Origin of the sequence: Actinomyces massiliensis 4401292, assembly GCF_000269805.1 — a bacterium.
Taxonomy (GTDB): Bacteria; Actinomycetota; Actinomycetes; order Actinomycetales; family Actinomycetaceae; genus Actinomyces; species Actinomyces massiliensis.
The window spans coordinates 91,778-118,286 of sequence record NZ_JH711481.1 but is presented as its reverse complement, the minus strand read 5'-3'; the positions used below and the strand labels follow the sequence as shown (position 1 = coordinate 118,286).

At 69.8% G+C, this 26,509-nt stretch carries 19 protein-coding genes; 9 read left to right on the top strand and 10 right to left on the bottom strand.

Features of this window, described 5'->3' with window-relative positions; translation table 11 throughout:
• Positions 1 to 336: 336 nt before the first annotated feature.
• A complete protein-coding gene (locus W5W_RS16475; RefSeq protein ID WP_238533203.1) occupies positions 337 to 1,836 on the top strand; it encodes a hypothetical protein in 1,500 nt (499 codons plus the stop codon).
• Positions 1,837 to 1,904: 68 nt separating this feature from the next.
• Here W5W_RS16475 and W5W_RS0100495 read toward each other — a convergent pair whose 3' ends face one another.
• Positions 1,905 to 2,234, bottom strand: coding sequence for a heavy metal-binding domain-containing protein (locus W5W_RS0100495; RefSeq protein WP_008730401.1), 330 nt, complete (start codon positions 2,232 to 2,234; stop codon positions 1,905 to 1,907).
• Between the two features lie 301 nt (positions 2,235 to 2,535).
• Here W5W_RS0100495 and W5W_RS0100490 point away from each other — a divergent pair, with 301 nt between their 5' ends.
• Entirely contained in the window at positions 2,536 to 2,844 is a 309-nt protein-coding gene (locus W5W_RS0100490; RefSeq protein ID WP_017193904.1) for a hypothetical protein, read from the top strand.
• A gap of 46 nt (positions 2,845 to 2,890) precedes the next feature.
• Here W5W_RS0100490 and W5W_RS0100485 read toward each other — a convergent pair whose 3' ends face one another.
• Positions 2,891 to 3,403: a SprT-like domain-containing protein gene (locus tag W5W_RS0100485; RefSeq protein ID WP_017193903.1), complete on the bottom strand. Its 513-nt coding sequence runs from the start codon at positions 3,401 to 3,403 to the stop codon at positions 2,891 to 2,893.
• Positions 3,404 to 3,652: 249 nt separating this feature from the next.
• On the opposite strand from W5W_RS0100485, the gene W5W_RS0100480 reads away from it, so the two are divergent.
• Positions 3,653 to 4,903, top strand: coding sequence for a hypothetical protein (locus W5W_RS0100480; RefSeq protein WP_238533202.1), 1,251 nt, complete (start codon positions 3,653 to 3,655; stop codon positions 4,901 to 4,903).
• Positions 4,904 to 5,147: 244 nt separating this feature from the next.
• On the top strand, positions 5,148 to 6,674 hold the full coding sequence (locus tag W5W_RS0100475) for a phospholipase D-like domain-containing protein (RefSeq protein WP_017193901.1): 1,527 nt from the start codon (positions 5,148 to 5,150) through the stop codon (positions 6,672 to 6,674).
• A gap of 182 nt (positions 6,675 to 6,856) precedes the next feature.
• Here W5W_RS0100475 and W5W_RS0100470 read toward each other — a convergent pair whose 3' ends face one another.
• Positions 6,857 to 8,239 carry a serpin family protein gene (locus W5W_RS0100470; RefSeq protein ID WP_017193900.1) on the bottom strand — a complete coding sequence of 461 codons (1,383 nt, stop codon included), beginning with the start codon at positions 8,237 to 8,239 and terminating at the stop codon, positions 6,857 to 6,859.
• Positions 8,240 to 8,693: 454 nt separating this feature from the next.
• On the opposite strand from W5W_RS0100470, the gene W5W_RS15165 reads away from it, so the two are divergent.
• Complete coding sequence (locus W5W_RS15165; protein WP_081486170.1) at positions 8,694 to 10,052, top strand: glycosyltransferase; 1,359 nt, start codon at positions 8,694 to 8,696, stop codon at positions 10,050 to 10,052.
• Between the two features lie 122 nt (positions 10,053 to 10,174).
• The gene (locus tag W5W_RS0100460) at positions 10,175 to 11,524 is read left to right on the top strand and encodes an IS1096 element passenger TnpR family protein (protein ID WP_008730942.1); all 1,350 of its coding nucleotides are present in this window, start codon (positions 10,175 to 10,177) and stop codon (positions 11,522 to 11,524) included.
• A gap of 133 nt (positions 11,525 to 11,657) precedes the next feature.
• Here the strand turns inward: W5W_RS0100460 and W5W_RS0100455 are convergent, their stop codons facing one another.
• The 4 genes from W5W_RS0100455 to W5W_RS0100440 form a co-directional block, all read right to left on the bottom strand.
• Positions 11,658 to 12,998, bottom strand: coding sequence for a Fic family protein (locus W5W_RS0100455; protein WP_029573967.1), 1,341 nt, complete (start codon positions 12,996 to 12,998; stop codon positions 11,658 to 11,660).
• A 166-nt stretch (positions 12,999 to 13,164) separates the two neighbouring features.
• Positions 13,165 to 18,081 carry a DUF3418 domain-containing protein gene (locus tag W5W_RS0100450; RefSeq protein WP_017193898.1) on the bottom strand — a complete coding sequence of 1,639 codons (4,917 nt, stop codon included), beginning with the start codon at positions 18,079 to 18,081 and terminating at the stop codon, positions 13,165 to 13,167.
• Positions 18,082 to 18,423: 342 nt separating this feature from the next.
• The gene (locus W5W_RS16360) at positions 18,424 to 18,567 is read right to left on the bottom strand and encodes a hypothetical protein (protein ID WP_162829709.1); all 144 of its coding nucleotides are present in this window, start codon (positions 18,565 to 18,567) and stop codon (positions 18,424 to 18,426) included.
• Between the two features lie 235 nt (positions 18,568 to 18,802).
• Positions 18,803 to 19,306: an Imm5 family immunity protein gene (locus tag W5W_RS0100440; protein ID WP_017193896.1), complete on the bottom strand. Its 504-nt coding sequence runs from the start codon at positions 19,304 to 19,306 to the stop codon at positions 18,803 to 18,805.
• A 260-nt stretch (positions 19,307 to 19,566) separates the two neighbouring features.
• Here W5W_RS0100440 and W5W_RS0100430 point away from each other — a divergent pair, with 260 nt between their 5' ends.
• Positions 19,567 to 20,502: an ion channel gene (locus W5W_RS0100430; protein ID WP_017193895.1), complete on the top strand. Its 936-nt coding sequence runs from the start codon at positions 19,567 to 19,569 to the stop codon at positions 20,500 to 20,502.
• 102 nt (positions 20,503 to 20,604) lie between these two features.
• Here W5W_RS0100430 and W5W_RS0100425 read toward each other — a convergent pair whose 3' ends face one another.
• Complete coding sequence (locus W5W_RS0100425; protein WP_017193894.1) at positions 20,605 to 21,744, bottom strand: tetratricopeptide repeat protein; 1,140 nt, start codon at positions 21,742 to 21,744, stop codon at positions 20,605 to 20,607.
• Positions 21,741 to 22,976 (bottom strand): AAA family ATPase, encoded by a 1,236-nt coding sequence (locus W5W_RS0100420; protein WP_017193893.1) that lies wholly within the window; start codon positions 22,974 to 22,976, stop codon positions 21,741 to 21,743. Before W5W_RS0100420 ends, W5W_RS0100425 begins: the two co-directional genes overlap by 4 nt.
• Before the next feature lie 145 nt (positions 22,977 to 23,121).
• Between W5W_RS0100420 and W5W_RS0100415 the strand changes: the two genes are divergently transcribed.
• Positions 23,122 to 24,228, top strand: a complete 1,107-nt coding sequence (locus W5W_RS0100415; protein WP_238533201.1) for a hypothetical protein — start codon at positions 23,122 to 23,124, stop codon at positions 24,226 to 24,228.
• A gap of 36 nt (positions 24,229 to 24,264) precedes the next feature.
• Positions 24,265 to 25,359: a PfkB family carbohydrate kinase gene (locus tag W5W_RS0100410; RefSeq protein ID WP_017193891.1), complete on the top strand. Its 1,095-nt coding sequence runs from the start codon at positions 24,265 to 24,267 to the stop codon at positions 25,357 to 25,359.
• A 288-nt stretch (positions 25,360 to 25,647) separates the two neighbouring features.
• Here W5W_RS0100410 and W5W_RS0100405 read toward each other — a convergent pair whose 3' ends face one another.
• Entirely contained in the window at positions 25,648 to 26,472 is an 825-nt protein-coding gene (locus W5W_RS0100405; RefSeq protein WP_017193890.1) for an alpha/beta hydrolase family protein, read from the bottom strand.
• Positions 26,473 to 26,509 lie beyond the last annotated feature (37 nt).

Sequence of the window (26,509 nt, the reverse complement as noted above, 5' to 3'; positions counted from 1 at the left end):
AACCCCGAGAACCACCCCACCCGAAACACTCACCCATGTCTCAGATGTCCTGACACACCGCAACCTCGACGTGGAAGTGGACCGATCTCGGCGCGGGGTACGACCGATCTCGAGCCGGAAGTGGACCGATCTCGGCGCGGGGTACGACCGATCTCGAGCCGGAACTGGACCGATCTCGGCGCGGAGTGCGACCGATCTCGGGGGTGAGCGGGGGTGAGGCGGGCCGATATTGTGATACCGCCCGCGTTTTTCCTCATAATGAGCAGTGAGGCGTCGTAGGCTGATCATGTTGTGCGCGCCGGGGGCATCCCGGCGCCCCGTCGAAGGAGCCTCGTCGTGTCGGAATCCCAGAAACCGCAGGCCAACACCCCCTCGACCCACGAATCAGGTACGGCCTCGCCCTTCGCGGCGGCCGCGGCCCAGGGTGAACAGCCGGGCCAGGCCCCGGGGGGCGAGATGTCCGATGTCTCGTACTCAATGGAGACTGTGACAGTGGACCCGAGCACATTGAACATGCTGCGTGGCTCGGGGCAATCCCAAGCGCCCTCGCAGCAGGCTTCCGCGCAGCCTCAGGCCTCGGCGCAGCAGTCTCAGCAGGCCCCCGCGCAACCGCAGCAGGCCCCCGGGCAGCCTCAGGCGGTTCCGGGGCAGGCACCCGTGGCGGGGCCGGGCGCCGGTGCGGTTCCGGCCTCCGGTGCTCCCGGTGCTGGAGGCCAGACGACGCCCGCAGCCCCCGGGGAGGACTGGGCATCTCACGCGCCGGAGGGCCCTGCGGCAACGGTCGTTCTTCCATCAGGAGGATTTAGAACATCTGCGGCGGATCCCGCCGCCCCCGCCTCCGGAGCCCAGGCGGCCTCGACGGGCGGGTCCGCGGGATACGGGCCGGGCCCCGGCACCTGGGCCGGGACCGCCTACGGCCAGCCGGCCCAGGCCGTGGGGCCCTCGACGTCATCGACCCCGGTGCCCGCGACCTACTCCGATGCCGCGGCCGCCGCCGGGCAGGGGGATCCGTCTTCGGGTATGCCCGGCGCCTCTCCAGTAGCTTCTCCGCAAGGATCCGCGGCTCAGCCGATGGGCGCCCCCGGTGGGCCCGCCGCCCAGCAGGGCGGTGCCTTCGCCGTGCCCGGCGCAGCCAATCCCACAGCCCCACCCATGTCGGCCCCCTCCGGCTCAGCTCCTATGTCCGCCTCATCCGGCTCAGCTCCTATGTCCGCTCCGTCCGGTCCTGGAGCGGCGCCCATGTCGGCTCCCTCCGGGCCGGCACCCATGTCGGCCCCCTCGGGACCCACCACCGCCTCCGGCTCGGCTCCGGCTGGGCAGGCGGCCTTCACCTCGGCCTACCCCGCTGCTGGTTCGACTGTGCCTCAGCCTCAGCAGCCCGCGGCGCCCGCAGCCTCGGCGCCGCCCGCCGGCGGCGCGCCGGGAGCGAATGCCGTCGGACCGTCCGGCAGTGCGACCTACTCCGCAGCGGCTGGCTCCAGCCTCGGCGACTACTTCCCCGAGGTCGCCGCCTCCCAGGGCGCGGGTACGGGGGCCGCTTCCGGGGCGCAGACGGGCGGGTGGCCCACCGCCTCGTCGTCGCCGGCGTCGGCCGCGAACTCCTCCGATGTCGCACCCAGTGAGTCCTTCGGCGGATGGATGCTGGCAGTCCTCCTATCCGCCCTGCCCCTGATCGGCCTCATCTACCTCTGCGTGGTGTCCTTCGGCGGATCGGCGTCGGCCTCGCGCCGCAACTGGGCGCGCGCCGTCCTCGTCTGGCAGGTCATCGCCATTGTGCTGTCCGTGATCTTCGGAGTTGTTATCAGCGTCCTGGGTTATCAGCTCGTCATGGGATGACGGCCGGGCGGTCTGGCGCCGACACCTGCGCCAGACCGCCCGGTGAGCCCCTGCAGGGGCCGTTCGTCCTACTGCATGGGTGAGAAGCGCACGGCTGTTCCCGATGCCGTCACCATGAGCATGCCGTTATCCGTGCCGAGAGTCTCGTAGTCGATATCGACGCCGACGACTCCCTCGGCGCCGAGCTCCTGGGCGCGCGCCGTCATCTCGGCCAGCGCCGTCTCCCGGGCCTGGATGAGCTCGCGCTCATAGGACTCCGAGCGACCGCCGACCACGTTGCGGAATCCGGCGGCGATGTCCTTGAACATGTTCACTCCGGCGATCGTCTCACCGCAGACGACGCGCAGATACTGGGTGACGGGGTAGCCCTCGACGGTGGGGGTGGTGGTGACGATCATGTGCGCTCCCTAGAAACGATGGGTCTGGACTGCGTGAAGCAGATGCGGCCTATCCTTCCAGGGGGCGCCGCCGTCGTTATCCTCCCCGCGTCGGAAGCGGCGGCCGTCGTCGCATCCTCCCCTGGCATGAGGATACGGACCCGGGAAGTTACGAGGGGGAGGCCGGCCGGGTGGGGAGGACTGCACGATTGCCGACCCGCACAGGAGTGCACATGCGCGGCCCGGAGGCCCTAGGGTGAGGTTCGGTATTCTTACCGCTCTCATTGCCATCCCCATCCCCGTCCCCACATGAGGAGCTCCCATGGCGCAGCCGCCGTTCTACCCCCAGGCGGGTGGTCCCGTTTCTCAGCCCGCCTACTTCGCGCCCCCTCAGGCGCCGGAACACCCCGCGGATTCCGTGGGCTCGTGGATGCTGGCGCTGTTTCTGACCGGCATCCCCATCGTTGGTTTCATCTATGTGCTCGTGGTCGCCTTCGGCGGCTCGGCCTCCCCATCGCGCTGCAACTGGGCGAGGGCGATGCTCCTGTGGCAGATCATCGCCATCATCCTCGTCATCATCTTCATCGCCCTGGGAGGGTGGGCCCTGTTCGAGTCTCAAGGCTCGTACTGAGAGCTCTTGCCTGGGAGCTCTGCCGGACCCTGCCGGGCCCGCACCGTCATCGCGATTGGAGCGCGGCGAGAGTTCGGGCGTAGCGCGGCCCGATCTCCTCGGGGGTGACGGTCGCGCCGTCGTGCTGCCATTCGAGCAGGTTCTCGACCCGGAAGGAGCGTGCGCACACCGCGCACGCCAACGGGACTGAAGGCCGCCGCATCCGTGTCACCGTGTGCCCGGCCGGGCAGGTTCCCCGCCATCGTCCCTCCATGCGCGGCGCGTGCGGGTCGACCAGGCGCCGGCCGGTGGAGCCGATGCGCCGGGCCTCCGCCCGCCACACGGCGTCATGCCCGTGGCTGGCGCCCACGCGCGCGTGCGCGATCTCGTGGAGGATCGTCTCGCGGACCTCGGCCTCGTCGTACAGCCGCATGAGGTGGCGCGAGAGCGTGATCCGGCGACGCGCGTGGTCGGTCTGCCCGGCTCGTCGTCGAGCGCGGTCCAGGTCCAGCTCCCAGTCCTCAAGGCCGTGGGTCGCCATGAGTGAGCGGGCCAGGGCCAGGACGTCGGGCAGGTGCACGGCCTCGAGCGTAGCGGGCCGGCCCGGGTTCTGGACGCCGCTTCGACATGACGTGCGCGAAAGCGGTCTTCTCGCCCGCTGCGGGACTGAGCGAGGGCCGATCGGTGGGAGTTGATCGGGCGGAGAGGTGCGTGGCCCGGTGCCTGGGGACGTGCCGCCGGGTGCGCGCTGCCGTAGGGCGAGCGCGTGTTCATAATCCGCTGCCTGACGGGCTCGGCCCGCCGCGTCGATTGTGGCAGCATGGCTACGATGCCTCAACGTCCCCATCCCTCCTCCCGCCGTCCGTCTCGGGGCAGCCGAAGCTCTCCCGCTACGACGCGCTCAACGTCCGCGTCCGCGCGCTCGACGTCCGCGCGCTCGGGCCGCCCTACCCGCCCCTCCGGGGCCAATCCGCGCTCCTCGGCGGCCAAGGGGCGCGGCCATGGTCGTCGGCCGCGCCGCCGCAGCCCGCTGAAGCGCCTGCTCCTGTCGCCTTTGGGCTTCCTGCTGGGAGCATTCGTGATCACCGTTGCGGTGGGGCTGCTTGCGGACAGACTCATCGGTTCCGCACCGACGCAGAGCGCTGCGCCGGCCACCACTCACACCGAGCCGGCCCCTGTCAGCACCGACATGACCGGCTTCGATGCGGCCCACATCATTGACGACGACGTCTTCTACGACTCGACCACCATGACGACCAAGGAGGTCGCGGCTTTCATCGAGAGGGTCAACAAGGGCTGCCAGGACGGCCTCGATGGCACACACTGCCTGGCGGAGGCGACCTTCGACACCCAGGACCGCGAGACGACCACCGCCTGCCCCGGCGGCTACAGCGGCGCGGTCGCGGAGAGCGCTGCGCAGATCATCTCCAAGGTCGCGACCGCCTGCGACGTCAATCCCCAGGTCCTGCTGGTGCTGATTCAGAAGGAGCAGGGATTGCTCACGGCGTCGGGCGAGTCCCTGACCGCCGGCGACTACGAGGCCGCCGCCGGTTACGCCTGCCCCGACGGCGCGCAGTGCGACTCGGAGTACGCGGGCTTCTTCCATCAGATCTACGGGGCCGCCATGCAGTTCCAGATGTACCGCCTGAACCCCGAGACCTACGATGTGATCGCGGGCGTCCCCCTGCAGTTGGCGTACTCCTCGGACTCCGCGTGCGGCAGCGCCGAGATCACGGTGGCCAACCAGGCGACCGCCGGCCTGTACGACTACACCCCCTACCAGCCCAACGCCGCCGCATACACCGGCGGGGACGACTGCACCAGCTGGGGGAACTGGAACTTCTACGGGTATTTCCGCAGCTTCTTCGGGGATCCGGCGCCGTCCGACGCCGGTGCCGCTGGTGCCACCGACAGCCCCGGTGCCGCTGACACCCCCGGCGCTGCCGGTGCCTCCGGCGCCCCGGGCGCTGCCGACAGCCCTGACAGCCCTGACAGCTCTGATAGCCCTGACACTGCCAGCACCGCGGGTGCCGCTGACGCGCCAGACGTCGCTGACGCCGCCGAAACCGCCGACGGCTGAGTCGCGGGCCGCCGTCGGGCCCTTTCGGACCGATCTCGGTGCGGAGTGCGACCGATTTCGGTGCGGAGTGCGACCGATTTCGGCGCGGAAGTGGACCGATCTCGCGGCGGAACCGGACCGATTTCGGTGCGGAAGTGGACCGATCTCGCGGCGGAACTGGACCGATCTCGCGGCTGGAGGCGGGGCGCGGCACGGCGAGCGCTTGCTGGGCGGCCTTGAGAGGCTGCCGTGGGAGGATGCGGGCATGGAGTGGCAATCGGTCCTGGCGACGACCTGGGTCGTCGTGGAGTACGCGATCAAGATCGTCGCGCTCGGGACCGTGCCGGAGAACCGCCGGCCCTCGTCGTCGACGGCGTGGCTGCTGCTCATCTTCCTGCTGCCGTTCGTGGGCCTGCCCCTCTACATCTTCCTGGGCAGTCCGTGGATCCACGGCAAGCGCCGCGCGCAGCAGACTGCCATCAACGAGTTCGCCCTGGAGTCCACCAAGGACGTGCCCTACGCGCCCGAGGACAGCAGGCACTCGCCGCACCTGGACTCGGTTCTGCGGATGAACCGCACCCTGACGGGCCTGCCGTGCGTGACCGGCGACGTCGTCGCCCTGCACGGCGACGCGGCGGCCACTTACGCCGAGATGGCTCGCGCCATCGACGCCGCCACCCGTCACGTCCACGTCGAGTTCTACATCCAGTCCTGGGATCCGGTCACCGACGTCTTCTACTCCGCGCTGGAGCGGGCCGTCGCCCGCGGCGTGGCCGTGCGCCTGCTGGTGGATCATCTGGGGTCGCGCAAGTACCCCGGCTGGAGGAGGCTGGGCAGTCGCTTCACCGCCGCGGGCATTCAATGGCGACTCATGATGCCGCTGCTGCCGCACAAGCGGCGCTTCCGCCGACCCGACCTGCGCAACCACCGCAAGCTCCTCGTCATCGACGGCGAGCGGGCCTTCATCGGCTCCCACAACATCATCGACCCGAGCTACCGGCTGCGCTCCAATATTCGGGCCGGACGCACCTGGGCGGACCTGAGCGTGGAGGTCACCGGGGACATCGTCGTCGAGGCCGAGGCGGTCTTCGAGATGGACTGGTACTTCGAGTCCGGCGAGGTGCTCGACCTCGACGGCATTCTGCCGCAGGCCGGCGGGCCCGTCTCGGTGTCGCAGGTGCTCAGGGAGGCGGCCCCCGTCGGCACTCCGGCGCCGCAGCCGGGCCGGCCCGACGCCGTCGTCAATGCGATGCAGCTGGTGCCCTCGGGCCCCGGATACCCCACTGAGCCGAACCTGCGGATGATCCTGTCCCTCATCCAGAACGCCACCAAGCGGGTGTCCATCACGAGCCCCTACTTCGTTCCCGACGAGGCGCTTCTGGCCGCGATGACGACGGCGGCCTATCGCGGCATCGAGGTCGAGCTCTTCGTGGGGCTGGAGTCGGACCACTTCATCGTCAACCATGCGCAGCGCTCCTACTATCAGGCGCTGCTCGCCGCCGGTGTGCGGATCTACCGGTACCCGGCGCCGACCGTGCTGCACGCCAAGTACATGACGGTCGACGACGAGATCGCCGTCATCGGCAGCGCGAACATGGATTTCCGCTCCTTCGCCCTGAACTACGAGGTTATGCTGCTCGCCTTCGGCGGCGATCTCGACGACATGCTGTGCGCCAACGACGCCTACTACCGCACCACGTCCTCCGAGCTCACCGCCGAGGAATGGGCGGCCGAGCCATGGTGGAAGCGGTACGTCGACAACGTCTGCCGGCTGCTGTCCGCCGTCCTGTGAGGCGCGGCCCGTGAGGCGCGGCCCGTGAGGCCCTGTGAGGCGCGGCCTGGCAGGCGGCGGGTGCGGAGTTCACGGTGCGCCGTCGTGTCTTGGCGGCCGATAGACCGATCTCGGCGCGGAGTACGACCGATCTCGAGGCGGAACTGGACCGATCTCGGCGCGGAGTACGACCGATCTCGGCGTTAGGACGGGTTGTTGATGATCGCTTCGAACAGGGCGATGCCGGTGGACAGGTCCCGCAGCCGCATGGCGTAGGGGTGATCGACGAAGAAGTCCGTGATGGGGCCGAGGTCCACGGCTGCCATGGGCTCATCGCCGTGCTCGGAGACGGCGGCTGCGACCGTGCCGTCCTCGCGCACGATGAGCCGGACCTGCTGCCGGTAGTCCTTCGTCTCGAAAAGAGGGTTGACGCGCGCCATCGGGCGGATGTCGGCGCCCAGGGCCTCCAGGACCGGGAGGACGTCGATGCCTCCGTCCGGGGTCGCCAGGTCGATGCGCGGCAGCCAAAGGCTTACCTCGGGGGACAGACCCTCGCTCTCCGCCTGGTCGAGCAGGGCGCTGGCCGCCGCCCACGTACCGCTGGGCAGTTCCTCCGGAAGGGTGCCCTTGTCCGGCAGCACGATGTCCAGGGCGAAGTCCTCCGAGTAGGGCACGCGCAGGACCTTCCAGGTCACCGAGCCGGTGGACCCCTCGGTGCAGACCATGCTGCTCTGCTGCCTCATCATGGGGACCCGGATGACGCTGCCGTCCGCGCAGGTGAAGTCCTCATCCTGGGTGCTCTTCTTGTCGAAGAGCTCCTTCCACTGCGCGGCGAAGAGCACGACGTTCTGCAGCGCGAGGTCGATCGTGGTGGCGTCCAGCGCCGAGGACTCGATGAGGCCCGCCGTGTTCTGCTTGACCCACTCGTTGAGGACATCCTGGGCCTTATCGACATCGGCCCGTCGCAGGTCCGCGGAGAACCAGTACCGGACGTTGTCGATGAAGTCTTGGCTGACCTCGGTCGGCTCATCGTGATCGATGATGACGATCTGGTCGGCGACGTGCACCAGCGGATGCTCGGGGGCCTTCTCGTCGGGCTTGAAGCCGGAGACGTCGCCGTCGTGAGCGAGCAGCGCGGTCTGGATCGCGGACCAGGTCGTGTTGCGGGCCTCCTCATCCGCGGCGCCGAGCAGCTTGTTGAGCCCCTGGGCCTCCGGGTCCGTGGCGCCGAGTGAGGCCGCCGCCAGATTGAGGGCGAGGGATGCCGGGCTCGCCAGGGCGTTGGCGTGTGCGCCATCGGCCAGCTGGGCCGATAGGAGGGCGGCGCCCAGGGCGTCGCAAGCGCTGACAGCGGCATTCGGGTCCGGCGCCTCCTCCAGGGTCAATTCGGTGCGTGCCTGATCGCTCTTCAGCACGGTTCCGCCGATGTCGCGTTTCCAGATGGAGCATCCGGCGAGGGCGCCGGCGGCGATGGTGGACAGGAGAAGCATGGTGCGACGACTCGGGACGGGTGCGGTCTGCGCGAGTCGGCGGCGGGTGTTGAAGGTTGGAGCGGAGCGGTGATCGGCAGAGTCGGTGGCGCTCATGGGCCAGAGTCTGCCCCTCTGGGAGGCTCCGGAGAAGGGTGGGGAATCCGGAGAAGAGGGAAGGTGTCTGGGAGGAGCGCGCCGGTGCATGAGCGCCTCGGCACGGCTCGACCGGGAGGGGCCACTGACAGGGCCACCGACCGGCATTGCACACTCGCGCGTGAGCCGTTTGTTGGAGAACTGCGGAATCATGCGGAATCGCGTTGTGCATCCCTGCTGATGTCACGTTCCCATGTGCGTACCACCCCCTCTATGCACATGGGAGCCTGCCACCATGTTTTGATGACTCATGCAGAACCGCGGATTCTCAAAGGAAAGTGGTTTTGTCCTCGCGGCGCTCCCGCCGTTATGTGTGCAACCTGCTCCCCGGATGCCCGAATCCGAGTCCTGATTGGGGCGAATCGAGCTGAATCGGATCGAATCGGGCTGAGAGCCAGTCGCCTAAAGTTGGGTCATGGTCCCGGAGAGCCCCAAGACCCCTAGAAGCCCTGATAACCCTGCGAGCGCGGGTATTGCTGAGAGCGCTGCTAACCCGGCGAGCGCCGGTATCCCGGCGAGCGCCAGTAGCGCTGGCAGTGCCGGCAGTCCCGACAGGGCCGGCAGCGCCGACAGAGCGACCAGCGGCGCCGAGCGCGGCGACCGCCTCGCGGGTACTGCAAGTCCTGCGAACCTTGAGAATGCTGCCGAGCACCGACGGCTGCGGCGAGTCGTCTTCCTCATGAACGACATGCACCGCCCCAACGGCATCGTCAGCGCCACCGACCTGCTCGCCGCCGAGATGAGGGCGCGCGGCCTGGCCGTCGACATCTGGTGCTTCGGCGCCTGCGACCCGGAACTGCGCGAGCGCCACCATGTCATCGACGTCGTGCCCGGTCGCCGCCTGACCACCAAGATGCCCGGCTTCGCCAACTCCAAGGCCGCCCTCAAGCCGATTCGCCATCTGATCACCCTGGGCTGGTGGCCCTGGACGTCGGCCCGCCTGCGCCGCCTGGCCAGCCGCTGGGAGGAGGGGACCCTCGTCATCGGCGCGGGCCTGGAGTCGGTGCGCCTGCTCGACCAGGCGGGCGTCCGTCCCGCTCACCTCGTCTCCCAGGTCCACACCGATGTGCCCGCCCTGACCACCGTCCAGCGCGCCCTGGTGCGCGGCGCCGCAACCGTCTCGGCCGCCGTAACCGCACTGACGCCGCAAGGCGCCGACGAGCTGCGCTCCTGGGGCATCAATGCCGTCCCCATGACCAACCCGTGCCCCGACTTCGCCGGGGCGGCCGATCCGGAGCGCTCGCGCACTGTCGTCTTCCTCGGGCGCCTGTCGGAGGGCAAGCAGGCGGACCACCTCATTCGGGCCTTCGGGGCGGTCTCCCGGCCCGGCTGGCGCCTGCGGATCTACGGCTCCGGGCCCCAGGAGGGGCGCCTGCTCGAGCTGGCGGCGCGCACCGGAGGCGATATCGAGCTGTGCGGCTCCGTCGACGACGTCGGCCCCGTCCTGGCAGGCGCGGCCATCCACGCCCTGCCCTCGCGCTTCGAGGGGCTGGGCATGTGCATCCTGGAGGCGAACACCGCCGGCGTGCCCTCGGTGGTCTACGACTGCTCGCCCGGGGTGCGCCTGGCGGGTGGGCCGGCCGCCTCGCTCGTGCCCAACGGGGACGTCGATGCCTTCGCGGCCGCTCTGAGCGCCCTCATGGACGACGACGCCGCGCGCGCCGACGCCGGTCGGCGCGCCCGCGAGTACGGTCGGCGCTTCAGCGCCCCCGCCATCGTCGATCGGTGGCTCGAGCTGTGGGACCAGCTCGCCGCGCGCCCGGAAGCGCGCTGATCGGCGTCGCCGCGAGCGGTGCTGGATGCCGCCGGGCCACGGGCTGATCTCCTGATGACCAGTGGCTGGACGCGCCGGGGCAGAATCTTGGCCGATGTCGCGGGCGCTGCCACGATGGCACCATGACACGGCGTTGGCAGATCATCTCGGTTGAACTCGTCTCAGGGCGCGGGCAGATCTTCGCGCCCCCGCCCGGTCGGGACCTCATCGTGCCGCCGTCGACGACCTTCGAGCAGCTCGGCGTGGCGATCGACCTCGCGCTGGCCCGCTGGGATCTGGGGCATCTTCGCGACTTCACGCTCGCCGATGGCACCCGCATCATCGACGACGCCACCGATCTCGAGCTCGGCTTCGGGGGATTCAGCGGCGGCGCGCTCATCGACAGGGTGCTGCGCCATAACGTCAGAGTGAAGGATCATGTCGATGTCGGGGAGGTGTTCCGGTACGTCTTCGACTTCGGGGATGACTGGACCTGCCGGTGCACCGTGACCAGGTTCGGGGATCCCGAGCAGGAGGTCGGCGTCGTCGTGCAGGAGCCCACCGCGATCTGGGGCTGGGGGGCGCTGCCCGACCAGTACGGGCGCGTCCGCCATGATGACGAGGATTTCCCCGGGGACGATGCGGCACTGACGGCGAAGCAGGCGCGCGCCGAGGAGAACGAGGTCAATACCTTCCTGATGACCTTCGGCCAGGTCGAGCCCGAGCGGCTCGACCTGCGGGCGGTCCGGGTCGCTCGGGCCGCCAACGACCCCAGTGCGCTGATCACGGCGTTGACTGGCGTCAATGCCGATCACGCGCTCCAGCAGATCGGCCAGGCCCTCATGGAGGTCTGGGACGGGATTCACGGGCCCGGGCGCCCGCGCGGGAGCAGGGCCGTGCGGGGCGAGCTCGCCTCAGTCATGGCGACCTTGAGCAACCGGCTCCGCTGGCGCGCCGAGGAGGGCGACGTCATTCTCAGCGAGGAGCTCGTCGCCCGGGTTCAGGGGCATGACCCGGTCGGTCGGCCGCTGCCGGTCGACCTCGAGGAGCTGGCCGACACCATGGCCTCCTACGGCGATGTCAACGGCGGGTACCTCGATCTGGACACCGGGCAGGTCCTGCTCGCCGCCATGGTCTCGGCGCGCGGGATCAATCTCGAGGCGGGGGACGAGGAGTTCGGCATCGAGCCCGGGCGCCGGTGGGTCGTGGTCGATGACAGCGCGAAGGCGATCACGACCGCGGATCGGCGCGGCTTCATCCATCACCTGCAGAGCAGCGGACGGCAGGACGAGCGCGCCGCTGCGAGCACGCTGGCTGCGGCGATGCAGGCGCAGTCCGCGCGCGGCTTCGACGACGCCATCGACGAGCTCGGCCTCGCACCCGTGTGGGTGGGCTACCGGGATGACCGCCGCTGGGGCAGGGCCCGCGAGGCGCTCGCCGCGCACGGGGTGCGCCCCACTGCGGGGCACTCCATCAGCGAAATCGTGGGGTAGGTGGGCTGTCCGCCCTGGCCGTCCTGCCTGTTCTGGCCGTCCTGCCTGTTCTGTCCGCCGCTGCGGTTGAGGGGCGCCGCCGACGTCGGCGGCGAGCCGGGATCCCGCATGCTTCCGCCGGTGCGGACGCGTATCAATCAGGGCGATCGGCGTCGAGCCGGTGGGCGAGGTCAGGTACGGGGAACCAGACCACGCGACGGCCCTGCTTGGTTGACTCCAGATACCCGCGCCGCTCCAGGTCTTGCAAGTCGGTCCTCGCCGTCTGGGTGGCGACGTCGTGGTTCGTCTGATGGGCCATCACGGTGGTCGATGACCCTGGGTTTCGCAGGAAGCGCTCAATGAGGGCGATCTGCCGGTGGTTGAGACTGAGGTTGCGCAGAAGGTGGTTCGCGCCTTGAAGCTCTGCCGTCTTGCGAGCCAGGTACGCCTCGAGTTCGTCGATGGCGCGGGTGATGATACGGGCCTGCTCCAAGTAGAAGTAGGTCAGGTCGCCGTCGTCGTCTTCAGTGAGGAGGAAGGAGCGCGCGTACTGGGCGGGGGCGTGTGCGAGGAGCCGTGAGATCGAGAGGAACTCAGTCAGGAAGAAGCCCTGGTGCAGCATCGACCAGTAGAAGATGGCGCGGGAGGTGCGCCCGTTGCCGTCGGCGAAGTAGTGGTCGTGGCCCATCATGAAATGCAGAGTGATGGCGCGCAGGAGCGGAGGCATGTATGGGCCGTCGTCTTTCGAGCCGCTGTTGGCGAAGGCGCACAGCGTCTCCATGCGCCCGGGCAGTTCCTCGGCCGGTGGCGGTACGTGGAGGATCTGGTCCTGATCCTGTGTTCCGTAGATCCGGACTCTCTCCTCCCCGGGGCGCTGGATCCGACCGGCGTCGGCAGGATCGTCCAGTGTGCCGGTGGTAACTCGGCGGTGGATCTCGCGTATCAGCTCGGGACTCAGGGGGTCATCCTTGAGGGTGATGATCTCCTGCATGGCCCCGTAGTTGTTGAGGATCATCTGCTCGCTGCGGTCCTGTGGATTGCGTCCTTCGCGCAGCATCTCCTTGGCGCGCATCCTGGAGGTGGAGGCGCCCTCCAGCTGCGAAGAGGTGATCGCCTCCTCGGTGAGTGAGGAGATGAGGTAGCGGTTCCTCGTCGAGGGGTTGGCGATCGGCTCGGGCAGGGCGACCTCGCCCCGGGCGCGGGTGGAGACATCCTCAATGAGACGCAGGAGTCGGTCGGGCAGGTTGTAGGTCAGGCGCGTCCCGTCCCGCAGGGTGAATGGGGTGGGGCGTGCTGTCTGCTCTCTGCGCAGGCGAACCGCCAGCCACCAGTCCTCCCTGGTAAATCCCGCGGGCGGTTCATGGTGAGTGAACCACTCCCACGGGTGGTAGTCGGGATCCTGGCCGAGGGCGGCATCGCTCAAAAGATCGGGAATCGGCACTTTTGCTGCGCGCAGGAGCGACTCTCGTGATGGCGGCGGGATGGATCTCTTCATGGGTGCTCCTCAACCAGATGTTAACTGCTACTAACTGCTAATTTAGCCTGAATTAGCAGTTAGTAGCAGTTGGGATGAGAAGCGGACCGATCTCGGCGCGGAAGCGGACCGATCTCGATGCGGAGATGGACCGATCTCGGCGCGGAAGCGGACCGATCTCGGGGGATCAGAGCTTGGCGACGAGCTTGCTGATCCGCTGGAGGCTCACCTTGCGGCTCGTCCCCAGCGTCTGGGCGAACAGGCTCACCCGCAGCTCCTCGAGCATCCAGCGCGCCTCGACCAGCACCGCCTCGCGCTCGGCGTCGGGCGGCGCCGACGCGCTGCGCTCCCGCGCCCTGTCGACGACGGCGCTCGCCTCGGCCACCTGGTAGGCCAGGGCCGCGTCCTGAGTGGGGGAGGACTCCGCCTTCTCCACCCGCAGCGCCAGGGCCTTGAGATATCGCGGCAGATGCGTCAGCTGCTCGGCCGGGGTGGCCGCGACGAAGCCGTCGAAGACGAGCTCGGCGGCGTGCTCGCGCACCTGCTGGAGCGTGTTCAGCAGCGCCAGGGACGTGTGCGCTCCGACGGCGCGCTCCACCTCCCGCTGAGCGGCCAGCGTGCGCGCAACCGCCTGGGCCGCCCGGTAGACCTCGTCCTCGAGCTCGTCGCGCATGACGCCGACCAGCTCGGTGAAGACGACCCGCTCGCGCACCGCGGCCAGATCGTGGCCCGATGTCGCCGCCCACCGGCCGGCGACCACGCGCGCCGCGGCCAGTTCCACATCCTCCACGAGCGCCTCGGTGCTCCGGTAGGGGCTGGCCGCCAGAGTCAGGGACTCGTCTGCCGTCCACCGGCTCGTCACCCGCCCGACGGGCAGGAAGGTCCGCGCCAGGGCGAGCGCTGTCACGCCGCCGCCGTGCTCGCGCGCCTGGGCGTCGGCGTCGGACAGGATGACCAGATCCGCGCTGCGCGCGCTGCGGGCCCGCAACGTCGGGTAGCCGCGCACGACCAGCCCCGCCGTCCCGGTGGACTCCACCGTCGCCGGGATCGTCGAGCGCTCCGGCGCCTCCAGCCCCGGCACGCCGCTGGGCCAGTCCGACAGTCCCGTGCGCTCGGCAAGGCCGGCCCGGATGCCGTCCCGCCGGCCCGGGGCGCTCCCGGCTCCGGGGGCGGGGCCCGACGCGGAGGCAGTCCCGGTTGCCGGCGCAGTCGTGCCGGCTGCACCGGTCGAGTCTGCCGACCCGGCTGAGCCGCCCGGGCCGCCGGCTCCGACCCCGGAGGGCACGCCGCCGGTCCGGCCACCCCGGCCCCCGCGCTTGCGTCCCTTCCCGCCCCGCTTGCGGCCACGGGCGTCCTCGCGCTCCTGCGCCTCGGCCATCGCCTGCGCCAGCGCCCCGCGCACGACCGAGCGCACCGCCTGCTCCGTGCGCCCCGACAGGCGCTTCTGCAGGGCGACGAGATCCGTGCCGCGGCCGAGCCTCCGCCCTCGAGCGTCCAGGGCCACGAAGGCGATGCGCAGATGGTCTGGCAGGCGCTCGTCGGCCTCGGCCCAGTCGGCGTCGGTGATCTCGACGTCGCGCAGTCGCGCCACAGCCGCGGCGAAGGCCTCCCGGAAGGAGACCGCCGGCGCGCTCGCGGCCGTCTCGCCGTCGGCAGTCCCCTCGCCGCCGGCAGTCCCCTGGCCCCCGGCGCCCGGGACCTGCTCGCGCATGGTTGCCCACACCTGCGCCCCGACGTCGGGTGCGGGCACGAGCCGACGGCGCACCCGTTTGGGCAGGGCGCGGATGGTCGCCACCACCAGTTCGGGGCGCATCCCGGGCACCAGCCAGTCGAAGCCGTTCGGGGTCAGCCGCCCCAGCACCTCGACGGGCACCTGCACGCTGACGCCGTCGTCGGGGGCGCCCGGCTCGAACACGTAGTCCAGGCTCAGGGTGAGGTCGCCCTGGACCCAGCGATCCGGGTAGCCGGAGGCGTCGTCCCCGCCGGGCAGGAGCAGCTCGCGCGTGTAGTCCAGCAGATCGGGGTGCTGCCGCCGCTCGCGCTTCCACCAGGCGTCGAAGTCGTTGGCCCCGTAGATGCCGTCGGGCAGGCGGACGTCGTAGAAGTCGAACAGGGCCTCGTCGTCGGCCAGTAGCCCGTGGACCCGGCGCCGCCGCTCGACGTCGCCGAGCTCCTCGACCAGCTCCCGGTTGCGCTCCACGAAGCCGTGCCGCGCATGCCAGCCGCCCTCGACCAGCCCGGAGCGGATGAACATCTCCCGGGCGACCTCGCGGGCTGCGGGCGTGCCCACGCTCGCCAGGGTCGCGGGCCGGTCCGCCGCCAGCGTCATCCCGTACAGCAGGACCTTTTCGTGGACCATGGCGGCGCCGTGCCGCGTGGACCAGTAGGGCTCGCCGAAGACGCGCTTGGTCAGGCCCGCCCGCTCGCCGACCTCCTCGACCCAGCGCCCATCGACCCTGGCCACCGTGCGCGCGAACAGGCGTGAGGTCTCCACCAGCTCGGCGGTCATCACCCAGTCGTAGGTCTTGCGGCGCAGCCCCGAGCCCGGCCAGATGGTGAAGCGGGTCCCGCGCGCCCCGGCGTACTCGCGCCGCCGCTCGTCCCAGTTGCCGACGTTGGACAGCAGCCCCACCAGCAGGGAGCGGTGGATGGCGTCGGCGTCGGGCGTATCCGCGCTGCGGCCCAGGGCCACGACGGCGGCCGCGACGTCCCCGTGGGCGATCGTGGCCGCCTGGGTGCCCGGCTCCAGTGCCGCCCCGGCCGCGCGGATCGACCGCATGGTGGGCAGCTCGACGGGGGCGGCGTCCAGCCCCAGCGGGCGGGCGAGCTGACGCAGCTGGGCGTGGACGTCGAACCACTCGCGCACGCGCAGGTAGTGGAGGAACTCCGCTCTGCACATGCGGCGGAAGGCGGAGCCGGACAGCTCGCGCTGCTGGGTGCGCAGGTAGCGCCACAGGTTCAGGTAGGTCAGGAAGTCGCTGGTCGGGTCGGCCAGGCGCCGGTGCATGGCGTCGGCCGCCTCCTGGCGGTCGGCCGGGCGCTCGCGCACGTCCTGGATGGACAGCGCCGCCACGATCACCATGACCTCGCCGGCGCAGCCGAGCTCGCCGGCCTCCAGCAGCATGCGCCCCAGGCGCGGGTCGATGGGCAGGCGGGCCAGGCGCCGGCCGACGGCGGTCAGTCGCGGTCCGCGGGCCAGGGCTCGGGGCGAGCGGCGGCCGGTGGTCCGGGGGCCGGCTCCGCCTGTGCCCGCAGGGGTCTTGGGGGCTTCAGGGCTTTCGGGGCTCCCCGTGCGCCCGGGGCGCGCCGGGTGCTCTGGATCCCCTGCGCCCGACTCGATCGCCCCGATCTCGGTGAGCAGCTGCAGGCCGTCGCGCACGGCGCGCGGGTCGGGGGCGTCCAGGAAGGGGAAGTCCTCGACCGCGCCGAGACCGAGCGCCGCCATCTGCAGGATGACGCTGGCCAGCGAGGTGCGCAGGATCTCCGGCTCGGTGTACTCGGGGCGCGAGCGGTAGTCGGCCTCGGAGTACAGGCGGATGGCGATGCCGTCGGCCACGCGCCCGCAGCGGCCCGAGCGCTGGTCGGCGCTCGCCCGGCTGACCGGCTCGATCGGGAGGCGCTGAACCTTCGTGCGGTTGGAGTAGCGGGAGATGCGCGCCAGGCCCGGGTCGATGACGTAGCGGATTCCCGGCACGGTCAGGGACGTCTCGGCGACGTTGGTGGCCAGCACGATGCGGCGGGTGGAGTGCGCCTCGAAGACACGATGCTGTTCGGCGGCGCTCAGGCGCGAGTACAGCGGCACGACCTCGACGGCGCCCGGAGCGCGGCTGCGCCCGTCCGGGGTGTAGCGCGGCCCCAGGTGGTCGATGAGGGCGGCCTCGGTGTCGCGGATGTCCCGCTCCCCGGCGAGGAAGACGAGGATGTCGCCGTCGCCCGCGGCCATGAGCTCATCGACGGCGTCCAGGATGCCGGTGACCTGGTCGCGGTCCTCCTGCGGGGCGGACGACGGAGCCGGGCCGGGGGCGGGGCGCGCATCAGGGCTGTTGGGGCCGTCTGAGTCGTCGCCGGGGACGTGCCCGCCGGCGCCGTGCGGGGTGTGCCCGGGGCCGACGTCGAGGCCGTCGTCGGCCAGCAGCGGGCGGTAGCGGATCTCGACGGGGTAGGTGCGGCCCGAGACCTCGATGACGGGGGCAGGTTCAGCGGGCTCAGCGGAGGACTCGCCGCGGTCGCCGGCCTCGTGGCGTTCGGCCTCGCGGCGCCCGAAGTGCTCGGCGAAGCGGGCCGAATCGATGGTGGCGGAGGTGATGATGACCTTCAGATCCGGACGGCGGGGGAGGAGCCGGGCGAGGTACCCCAGGATGAAGTCGATGGTGAGGCTGCGCTCGTGGGCCTCGTCCACGATGATCGTGTCGTAGCGCGAGAGCATCGGATCGGACTGGATCTCAGCCAGGAGGATGCCGTCGGTCATGAGTTTGACGAGCGTGCTCGGGCCGGTCTCCTCGGTGAAGCGCACCTGGTAGCCGATGATGCCCTCGCGCCCGATCCGGGTGCCGAGCTCGTGGGCGATGCGTTCGGCGACGGACCTGGCGGCGATGCGGCGCGGCTGGGTGTGGCCGATCATGCCGGTGACGCCCCGTCCCAGCTCCAGGCAGATCTTGGGCAGCTGTGTGGTCTTGCCCGATCCGGTCTCGCCGGCGACGATGACGACCTGGTTGTCGCGGATGGCCTCGGCGATCTCGTCGCGGCGCGCGCTGACCGGCAGCTCCTCGGGGTAGATCAGGGCGGGGACCGACGCGGCTCGGGCGGCGAGCTGATCGGGGGAGTAGCCGTGCCAGGTGCTGCGGCGCCTGTCGGGGCGGCTGCCGCGGTGTCGATTCCGGCGGCTGCGCTCTCCGCGCGATCTGTGCTCCCTGTGCTCTCCGTGTTTATTGTGTTGATTGCGATCGCTGTGGCGCGAGTGGCCGGGATGCTCGCCGGGACGGCCGCGATCGGAGCGGGGAGGTGCAGGCGCGTTCGCGCTGGTGTCTGTGACGTGGGTGGCGTCGTCGAGGTCGCCCGCGACGGCGGGCAGCGGCATGTCCTCGGGGTTCTCGGCGGTGTCCATAAGCCGCTCAAGACTATACCGGCCTCTTATTCGCGGACGAGCAGTGGGGATCCCGTCGTCTTCCGTGGATGGTCCGCTGATGGTCCGCGCGGCCGGTGCCGGAGCTGCCCGCGCCTCGTCTTGGACGGCCGAGCCATTCGGGAAAGGGCGGCTCTCCGCCGCGCGGCTTGTCGGTGCGGCCGGTGCCGGCCGGCATGAATCCGGCATGAATCCGGCATGAATTCAGCACGAATTCAGCATGAATGTGGCGGGACCGGGGCCGTCGTGGACACGAGAGGCCTCGGCGGGCATACTGGTGGGGAGCCACCCGGCTGTCACCGGATGGCTCCCCGGGTAGGCGGCTCAGTCGAGCCACTTACCGAGGGCATCCACAAGGACACCGATGGCCCGGATCAGGTGAGCGAGACTGGTTAAGATGTCGCTCACCTTCCGGGCCGTCTTCTTGCCCTTGCGGACTTTGGCATGTCGGCCTTTCGGCTTGGACACGGCCCCCACCTCCTCCCTGGCTCCTCGACTTCCCCGGCAAGGACACTGGGTGTTCCGGGAGGAGGTGCCGGAGAAGGCCCGAATAGCATGCCACGCCAGAGCCAGATCAGGGAGGCGCCCTGACCTACTACACGCAGACTGAGCCGGCGTGGAAGTTATCCGCCTTGTCAAAGACATCGGCGGGACGGTGGAGTGGTCCTTGGTGCTGCTGGGTATGCCCTTGCTCTCCTGCTCGTCAGCCGGCCAGGACGGTGGGGATGGCCTCGTCCAGGTACCAGCTCCAGAACGGCCGGCGCGCAGGCGCATCCGTCTTCTCGATCGGCATCCAGTTCAACGCACCGGCAGCAGCGCTCGCGCAGCAGTAGCTTGTATCGAGGGAGTCCGGTAGCAACTCATCATCAGCTGTTTCACCTTCTGCAGTATTGTAGTCGGGATTTCGATAACAGGCTGAAATTGTCATGTGTGCCGCTCTCTCGGCGATAAGAATGGCGGACTGCGTGGGTGCGGTGATATTTTCTACTTCACCGGATACATCGACAGGAAAGTCCTCTGCGCGATTCTCGGCCTGCTTTGGGTCTATCTGCTGGTTGACGAGCTTTTGGGCGAGGGCGAGCATCTCCTCAATGCGGTTGTCGCCAGGGAAGACGCGATTCCAGAGGTGCTGCACGCGCCGCACGCACATCCCGTCCAGTTCAATTCGGTGGCGGTATGAGGCCTCGTCGTTCTGGGGGTCGATCATATAGCCCTCCAGATCCGTCTACGAGTTCCGAGAGACAGGATCGCCTTGCTGCTGGCGGTCAGCTCCACCCGCCCAGTCTCAATGTCTCTGCTCACGGCATCCATATCGATCATGGGCCTGCTCGCCCCTTTTTATTCGTTGCTCTTCGGGGTTATCGCCCAGGATCGTGCGGGGCATGTCCCTGCGCAAGGTCTCTTGTGTGCGGGGCGTGGGCCGAGTAGTGCGGGCGGCCCGTGCGAGCCCCGCCTACGATGGGTCGCATGTCGGAGGAGCAGAGTCGCCGTACCCGTCTGCGCACCTGGGAGCGTGCATCCGAGTGGCCGCTGACCCTCGCCGCCCTCGTCTTCCTCGCCGTCTACGCGTGGGAGGTCATCGCCGATCCGCGCGGTGCGGCCCGGGCCGGCGCCGAGCTGACGATGAACATCGTGTGGGCGGTCATCGTCATCGACTACCTCGTGCGCCTGATGCTCGCCGCCGACCGCGGACGCTGGTTCCTCCGGCACCTGCTCGACCTCATGATCGTCGTCCTGCCCGTGCTCAGGCCGCTGCGGCTGCTGCGACTCATCGCCCTGCTCGGAGTGCTCCAGCGCAGTGCCGGGACGGCCCTGCGCGGGCGGATCACGGCCTACACCGCCGGCGGCGTGAGTCTGCTCGTCCTCCTGTCCTCCCTGGCGGTGCTCGACGCCGAGCGGGGCGAGCCCGGGACGCCGATCACCACCTTCGGGCAGGCGGTCTGGTGGTCGCTGGTGACCATCACGACCATCGGCTACGGCGACCTGGCGCCCGTCACCGCGGTGGGCCGGTGCGCCGCAGTGCTGCTCATGATCGGCGGCGTCGCGCTCGCCGGCGTCGTGACCGCCACGCTCGCCTCCTGGATCGTCTCGCTCGTGGCCGAGGAGAATGCCGAACAGGAGGCGGCCACGCGCGCCCAGGTCGACGCCCTCCAGCAGCAGGTGGCCGCGCTGTCCGAGCGCGTCGAGCTGCTGGTGGAGGCGGCGGAGGCAAGGGGGACGACGACGGCCCCCGGCCCCTCCGACCCTTCTGGCTCTTCCCACTCCCGGGCGGCTCGGGTGCCCGGGCCCGACGACGGCGCCGCGCCGCGGAGCGCGTCCTCCCGGCAGCCGCCGGTCGCAGAGGAGACAGAGAAGGCAGGGGATGCAGAGGATGCAGAGAAGGCGGAGGGGCGCGCATCGTAAGAAGGCGAGTCGGCCGTTCTCCGGGGCGCGCTCCGCGTCGCGGGCCTGCGGCGGAGCCCCGGTGCGGGGCTGCTGACACCCCTACTACCCGTACTACCGCTGCTACTGCCTGCTGCGGCGCCAGAAGGCGACCGCCGTCACCGTGAGGATGAGCGCCAGCGCGGCGGCTGCGGCCCACCACGCCACATCGAGGCGGCGCACCATGATGCACAGGACGACCTGGACGGCGGCGCCGAGGACCGCGGCGATTGCCACCGGAACGGCAGTCGGATGGGCGCGACGGTAGGCCGCCATGACGGCGGCGCGCTGCTCACCGAGTCCTCGGAGCGTCCGCATCGCGCGCCGGCAGAGGAACCCGCCGCATACCAGCCATATGAACTCCAGCACCGGAATGAGGAAGTAGTTGTTGGAGGCGATCAGCTCGGGTGCCGTGCTGTGGTTCGGCCGTACCGCCGGCCACGTGAACACGAGGATGAGCATGTCCATGCATGCGATGCCCCACGTCAGCGGATCGTAGAACTTGTGGCCGAGTTCGTGGACACCGGAAGCGAGCCGGCTGTCGGTCGGGTCGACGGCGAGGGCCGAGCTGAGGGCCGTGCGCGCCTCACGGATCTGCTTCGTGCTGCTGGCCAGCTTGGCCTGCAGCGCCAGGGCGCCGGCGTGATCGGGACTCAGCGACAGCGCCTCGCTCACCCGGGCCCGTGCCCGTCTGACGTTGTCCAGGCTTAGCTCCAGCTCGGCGACGGCCACGTACACGGACGGGTTGTAGGGCTCCGCGTCGAGAGCCCTCTCGGCCAGCTTTCGGCATCGTCGGCGTCCGGCGCCGCAATGGCGCTCGAGCAGGGCGAGCCGGGCCAGGGCCACGCCGCTGTCTGGATCGAGCTCCACGACCCGGCGCATGAGACTCCGACGCTTGAGCAAGGAGAAGGAGGGCGTCAGCTCGGCGGACAAGAACGTCGCCCAGGCGTTGCCGGGGTCGAGGGCCAGCGCCTCATGAGCCTCGCGGCGCGCCTCGTCAACGCGTTCGGCCTCGAGCAGGACGAGCGCGAGCTCGAGGTGCGCCTGCGGCGAGTCGGGGAAGTCGACGCACAGGCGGCCGGCCTCCTCCACGGCGCGGTCGGGCTGCCCCATCGTGCGCAGCAGAGCGGCCCGCTCCAGGCGGCCCGCGTAGTCGGCATCACTGGGCTGGTCCGCGGCGTCGTCGGGATACTCCGGCACGCCGCCGGGAGTGGAGTCCGTCATAGGAGCTTGCGCGCGGCCATGTAGCGGCGCAGGTCGTCGTACTCGCCGTCGTTATTCGCATAGGCGACGACGTTGCGGGCGCTGGAGAACCATGCGCCGCAGCTGGGCCGGGTCCGGCGGAGAACCCTCTGCAGGTCCCGCATGGTGATCATCCGGACCCGCTCGGTGCGCATCGACTCCGCCAGGGCGGCCTCGGTGGCCTGTTCGCAGACCCCGGCGATATCGGCGCCCGTGAGCCCGTCGGAGTGCTGCGCCAGCCAAGCGAGGTCGATCCCGGATACGGGGCGGTTCTTGAGATGGTGCCAGAAGATCGCGTACCGGGCCTCCTCGTCCGGGGGCAGGACCAGGACGGAGCGGTCGAACCGGCCGGGACGGCGCAGCGCCGTATCGAGGTCCCACGGCCGGTTGGTGGCGGCCAGCACGTACACGCCCTCGTTGTCGGAGTCGACCCCGTCCAGCTCGGCGAGGAGCTGGACGGTGGTGTTCCGCGTCGCCTGACTGCCCCTGTCGGCGTGGCGCCGCATGCCGATCGCATCGAGCTCGTCGAAGAACAGGACGATCGGAGCCCGGCGCCGCGCCATGAGGAAGAGCTCGTGCATGTTGCTCTCGGAGACTCCGACGTACATGTCGAGGACGTCGGCGACGGTGACGTTGAGGAAGGCGGCCCCCATCTCCCCGGCGATGGCGCGGGCGATGAAGGACTTGCCGCACCCGGGCGGTCCGTACATGAGCAGGCCGCCGCCCAGGGGCTTGCCGAACGCCTGTCGCAGCTCCGGATGGCGCAGGGGGCCGAAGAACTGCAGCTCGATGGCGCGCTTGGCCTCGGTCATCCCGCCGACGTCGTTGAGCGTGAGCGGGCTCGCCTCGACGTCCCAGACCTCCTCGGGCGGCGCGGGCACGTCCCTGATGGTCGTGAACGCGGGGGCCTGGCCATTGAGGTCCGCTTCCGCGCGCTGCCAGTCGAAAGTCCCCGACGTCGATCCTCCCGGTCCCGGGGTGGGGGCCGCGGGGGCGTCCGGCGGTGCCGAGCCTGCCGGGTCGCTGGCCCGCGTCAGCAGCGAGAGCGCGCCGGCATGCGTGGGCTTATCGGCCAGGACCAGCGCGCAGTGCTGCACGGCCTCACCGGTGTGCCCCGCCTTGAAGAGCAGGTCGGCGAGGTGGAGCCGCAGGGCGGCATCATCGGGGCTCATCGACACGGCGCGCCGGAGCGCATCGATCACCGCGTCATCCATCCGCCACCTCCTCGACTGGAGTCCCTCAAATCGTAGCGGGCAATACGCCGGTGTCTCGGACCGATCTCGGCGCGGATTACGACCGATCTCGGTGGGCCTTGTCCGCACCTTTCGTCGTGCGGGCGTGTGTGGCAGGCTCGAGCGCATGGCAGGTCCTGATCAGTCCCGACCGGTCCCTTACGGCGGCGTGCCCGATCCGAATCAGCCAGGCCAGGCGGTGTCGCGTCCGGTCGGGCAGTACCCGCCCGCCGCCGGGCAGCAGGCGGCCGCTCCCAATTCTTCTCCCGGCTACGGCTATTCCCCCGCCTATAGGAGCTCGAGGCCTCCGAGGCGAAGACACACAGGCATTATCGTTTTAGTGGTCGTCTTGGTGGCGGTGCGCGTTCTGGTTGTTATTACCGTTGTTGGAATCCTCATATGGTTTTGGGTGAAAAGTGACCGTCATGAAGTCGGTGCCAGTGCTAGTGCCGGAACTAATGTCGCGGATTCCGGCGATCGCTGGTCGAGCGACTGGTTGAATGGAGTCGAGGAGGCGTGGACTCTGGACGCACCGGCCGGCCTCGGCGGAGACGCGTCCATAACGATCATGGGCGACAAGCTCATTCGCATGCTGAGCGGGCCCGATGCCGCGACCGTGACGGTGTACAGGCTGGGGGATGGGGCGCCCGAGCAACTCTGGGAGGAGGAGGTCAGCGGCTCGGCCTCCTGGATAACCGTGTGGAAGAACTGGATCGTCTATGCGGGCCGACAGTCGCATGCCGTCAACCTGTACGAGGCCGACGGCTCCACCAGGGAGACCTTCGAATCCGGGGTCGATGAGCAATTCACCACGTATCCCTGGACTCCCGTCCCCTTCACCCTTGACCAGGCGCGTCTGTGGCTCAAAGACGGAGATGTTTCCTGGGCTCCGAGCACATACTCCGTTTCGCAGGCAGATGCATCATGTAATTCGATCACCGTCGGGGACAACGACATCGATCTCGGAAAGGAGAATGCCCTGACCAAGGGCAAATCGGGCAGCTGCTACGGGACCTCGCCGATTCAGGCTGTCTACCATTCGGGAGACGGTCAGATAGCCACATTCTACGAACATAACGATAGCAATGAGGAATTCCTCCACCTCGTTGACATGACCACGGGGCAGTCGCCGGATCCGATAGCTCTCGGAGACAGGTCGAGCTTCAGCGTTCAGGGAGATCTGCTGATCGCCTACGACAGGGCCGGAAATGCGACGGCGTATCGCCCGGCGTGATATTTGCGCCGCAGCATCGGGAGATCGAGTAGGAGAGTGAACGCACCCGACTCGCCACCGCCTGCCGCCCGTCCCGTCGGCCTGTTCTGCGGGCTCGCCGTCGTTGATGTGATCCAGCTCGTCGAGGCGCCGCCCGCTCCCGACGACAAGATCGTGGCCCTCGACCAGATTATCGCCGCCGGCGGCCCGGCCACCAACGCCGCCGTCGCCTTCGCGGCCCTCGGCGGCCGCGCGATTCTCGCCGCACCCGTGGGCGCCGGCCCTCTGGCCGATTTCGTGCGCGCCGACCTGGCGGCGTGCGGCGTCGAGCTCATTGATTGCTCTGAGAGCACCGCTCGCCCCGACTGTCCTGACCGCCCTGACTGCCTTGAACCCGCGTTGACGGCGGATGCAGTGGATTCAGCGGGCGCAGCGGATGCAGTGAATGGCGTGAACGCCGTGAGCGCCGTGAGCGCTGTCACCTCCGCCGCCCCGATGGCCTCGGGCCTGTCGATCTCCTCGTGCACCGTCACCGCCGCCACCGGTCAGCGCTCCGTGGTGTCCACCAATGCCCGCGCCGGTGCCGATCCCGCCCCGCTTGAGCGATACGCCTCGCAGGTGGCCGCCGGGCGGAAGTCCCCGCCTGGAATCGTCCTGATCGACGGGCACAATCCCGTTCTCGCCGCTGTCGGCCTGGACCTGGCGGCACGAGTGGGTGCTCTCAGCGTCATGGATGCCGGGTCGTGGAAGGACGACGCTGCGAATCTGCCCGGATGCTGCGATGTGGTGGCGGCGTCGGCGCGCTTCTACCCGCCCGGGCCTTCCGGTCTCATGGCGGCACCGGAGGATGTGGCGCACTGGCTGCTCGACGCGGGAGCCCACGGGGCCGTCATCACCCGCGGTGCGGATCCCGCCCTGTGGTGGTGCGCGGGCGCCCGCGGCGCTGTTGCTCCGCCGCGAGTCGAAGCGGTCGACACCCTTGGCGCCGGCGACATCTTTCACGGGGCGCTCGCCCATGGTCTGGTCGGGGCCCGGCGCGGAGACATTGCCGGGCCCGTCCTGGGCGCCGCCGTGGAGCGCGCCTGCGCGGTTGCCGCCGCCTCGACCGAGGTCTTCGGGACGCGCGCCTGGCGCCAGCGAGTGCGGGGATGAGAAAGCCGGACGGCCTCGACTGCCGGCGTCTTTGCACACCCGATGGCGGTGCACGTTGCGATGATCCCTGTGATTCTGCGGAAGAATGACATCGTCGAAGAAGGGTGATGTTCTCCCATGTGCGGTGACCCCCTCCTGTGCACATGGGAGACTGGCAACCGTTGTTGACGAATCTCGCGGAACCCCATGATTCCGGGAGAAACTGGCTTTGCCTCTTTATCGTTGCGCTTCTCCCATGTGCAACGTGCGCGGCGGGACCGGTCTGCGGGGCGCCGATCGCCTGCGTCCTCAGTCCAGCCGGTGCGTGATCCACTCGATCGCCAGCTGCGCGACCTCTTCCTGCGCCGTCTCGGCGTCATCGCAGCGCACCTGCTGGAGCCGACTGCCGTCGCGCAGCAGGGGGAAGCCCTCGGTGGCGGCCTCGGCGGTGTCCGGGAACTCGTCGGTCAGGGCGCCGTGCAGCATGAGGATCGGCCAGGGCAGGTCCGCCATCGTCTTGTCGGGGGACTGCAGCGAGACGTCGGCCAGAGTCTCCTTGCTCAGCACGTCCCAGTGGCGCGAGTTGGGGTTGTCATCGGGAAGGCGGGTCAGGCCGTGGCGGTCGAGCTCGTCGAGCTGCGCGGAGGAGAAGACGTTCTCCCACAGGATGGACTGCGGGCCGACCACTGCGCCGACCGCCACGACGGTGCGCACCTGCTCCGGTCGGGCCAGCAGGGTGGCGGTCGCGCCGAGGCCGTTGGCGTGGATCGCCTGCCTGGCGAAGCCCCGATCCGCCAGCCAGCCGCAGACGGCCTGAATGTCCTCGATCTCCCCGGCGAGCGTGATGACGTCGTCATCGGACTCGCCCAGCCCGGAGAAGTCGAACTGCAAGGTGGTCAGCCCCGCCTTCCGGTAGCGTGCGGCGAGTTCGTCGAGGCGGTGCGCCAGCCCATGCCGGTCGGTGAGGAAATTGTGCGCGAGGATGACGGCGCCCTCGTGGCGGGCGGGGGCGGTCCGGCCCGCCTCCAGGGCGGTGCTCAGTTCGGGGAGATCCAGCGGATCGGCGGTATCCGGCACGCACAGAGTCGCGGCCAGAGTGATGCCGCGGGCCGTGTCGATGCTGATCTCCGTCATACGGCAAACCTAGAGCAGGCGTCAACGGTGGTCACGG

Bases quoted from the DNA above. Each gene is read 5' to 3' on its own strand.
- W5W_RS0100495 (WP_008730401.1), bottom strand. From the start codon at position 2,234: ATGATCGTCACCACCACCCCCACCGTCGAGGGCTACCCCGTCACCCAG.
- W5W_RS0100490 (WP_017193904.1), top strand. From the start codon at position 2,536: ATGGCGCAGCCGCCGTTCTACCCCCAGGCGGGTGGTCCCGTTTCTCAG.
- W5W_RS0100480 (WP_238533202.1), top strand. From the start codon at position 3,653: ATGCCTCAACGTCCCCATCCCTCCTCCCGCCGTCCGTCTCGGGGCAGC.
- W5W_RS0100475 (WP_017193901.1), top strand. From the start codon at position 5,148: ATGGAGTGGCAATCGGTCCTGGCGACGACCTGGGTCGTCGTGGAGTAC.
- W5W_RS0100470 (WP_017193900.1), bottom strand. From the start codon at position 8,239: ATGAGCGCCACCGACTCTGCCGATCACCGCTCCGCTCCAACCTTCAAC.
- W5W_RS15165 (WP_081486170.1), top strand. From the start codon at position 8,694: ATGGTCCCGGAGAGCCCCAAGACCCCTAGAAGCCCTGATAACCCTGCG.
- W5W_RS0100460 (WP_008730942.1), top strand. From the start codon at position 10,175: ATGACACGGCGTTGGCAGATCATCTCGGTTGAACTCGTCTCAGGGCGC.
- W5W_RS0100455 (WP_029573967.1), bottom strand. From the start codon at position 12,998: ATGAAGAGATCCATCCCGCCGCCATCACGAGAGTCGCTCCTGCGCGCA.
- W5W_RS0100450 (WP_017193898.1), bottom strand. From the start codon at position 18,081: ATGGACACCGCCGAGAACCCCGAGGACATGCCGCTGCCCGCCGTCGCG.
- W5W_RS0100440 (WP_017193896.1), bottom strand. From the start codon at position 19,306: ATGATCGACCCCCAGAACGACGAGGCCTCATACCGCCACCGAATTGAA.
- W5W_RS0100430 (WP_017193895.1), top strand. From the start codon at position 19,567: ATGTCGGAGGAGCAGAGTCGCCGTACCCGTCTGCGCACCTGGGAGCGT.
- W5W_RS0100425 (WP_017193894.1), bottom strand. From the start codon at position 21,744: ATGACGGACTCCACTCCCGGCGGCGTGCCGGAGTATCCCGACGACGCC.
- W5W_RS0100420 (WP_017193893.1), bottom strand. From the start codon at position 22,976: ATGGATGACGCGGTGATCGATGCGCTCCGGCGCGCCGTGTCGATGAGC.
- W5W_RS0100415 (WP_238533201.1), top strand. From the start codon at position 23,122: ATGGCAGGTCCTGATCAGTCCCGACCGGTCCCTTACGGCGGCGTGCCC.
- W5W_RS0100405 (WP_017193890.1), bottom strand. From the start codon at position 26,472: ATGACGGAGATCAGCATCGACACGGCCCGCGGCATCACTCTGGCCGCG.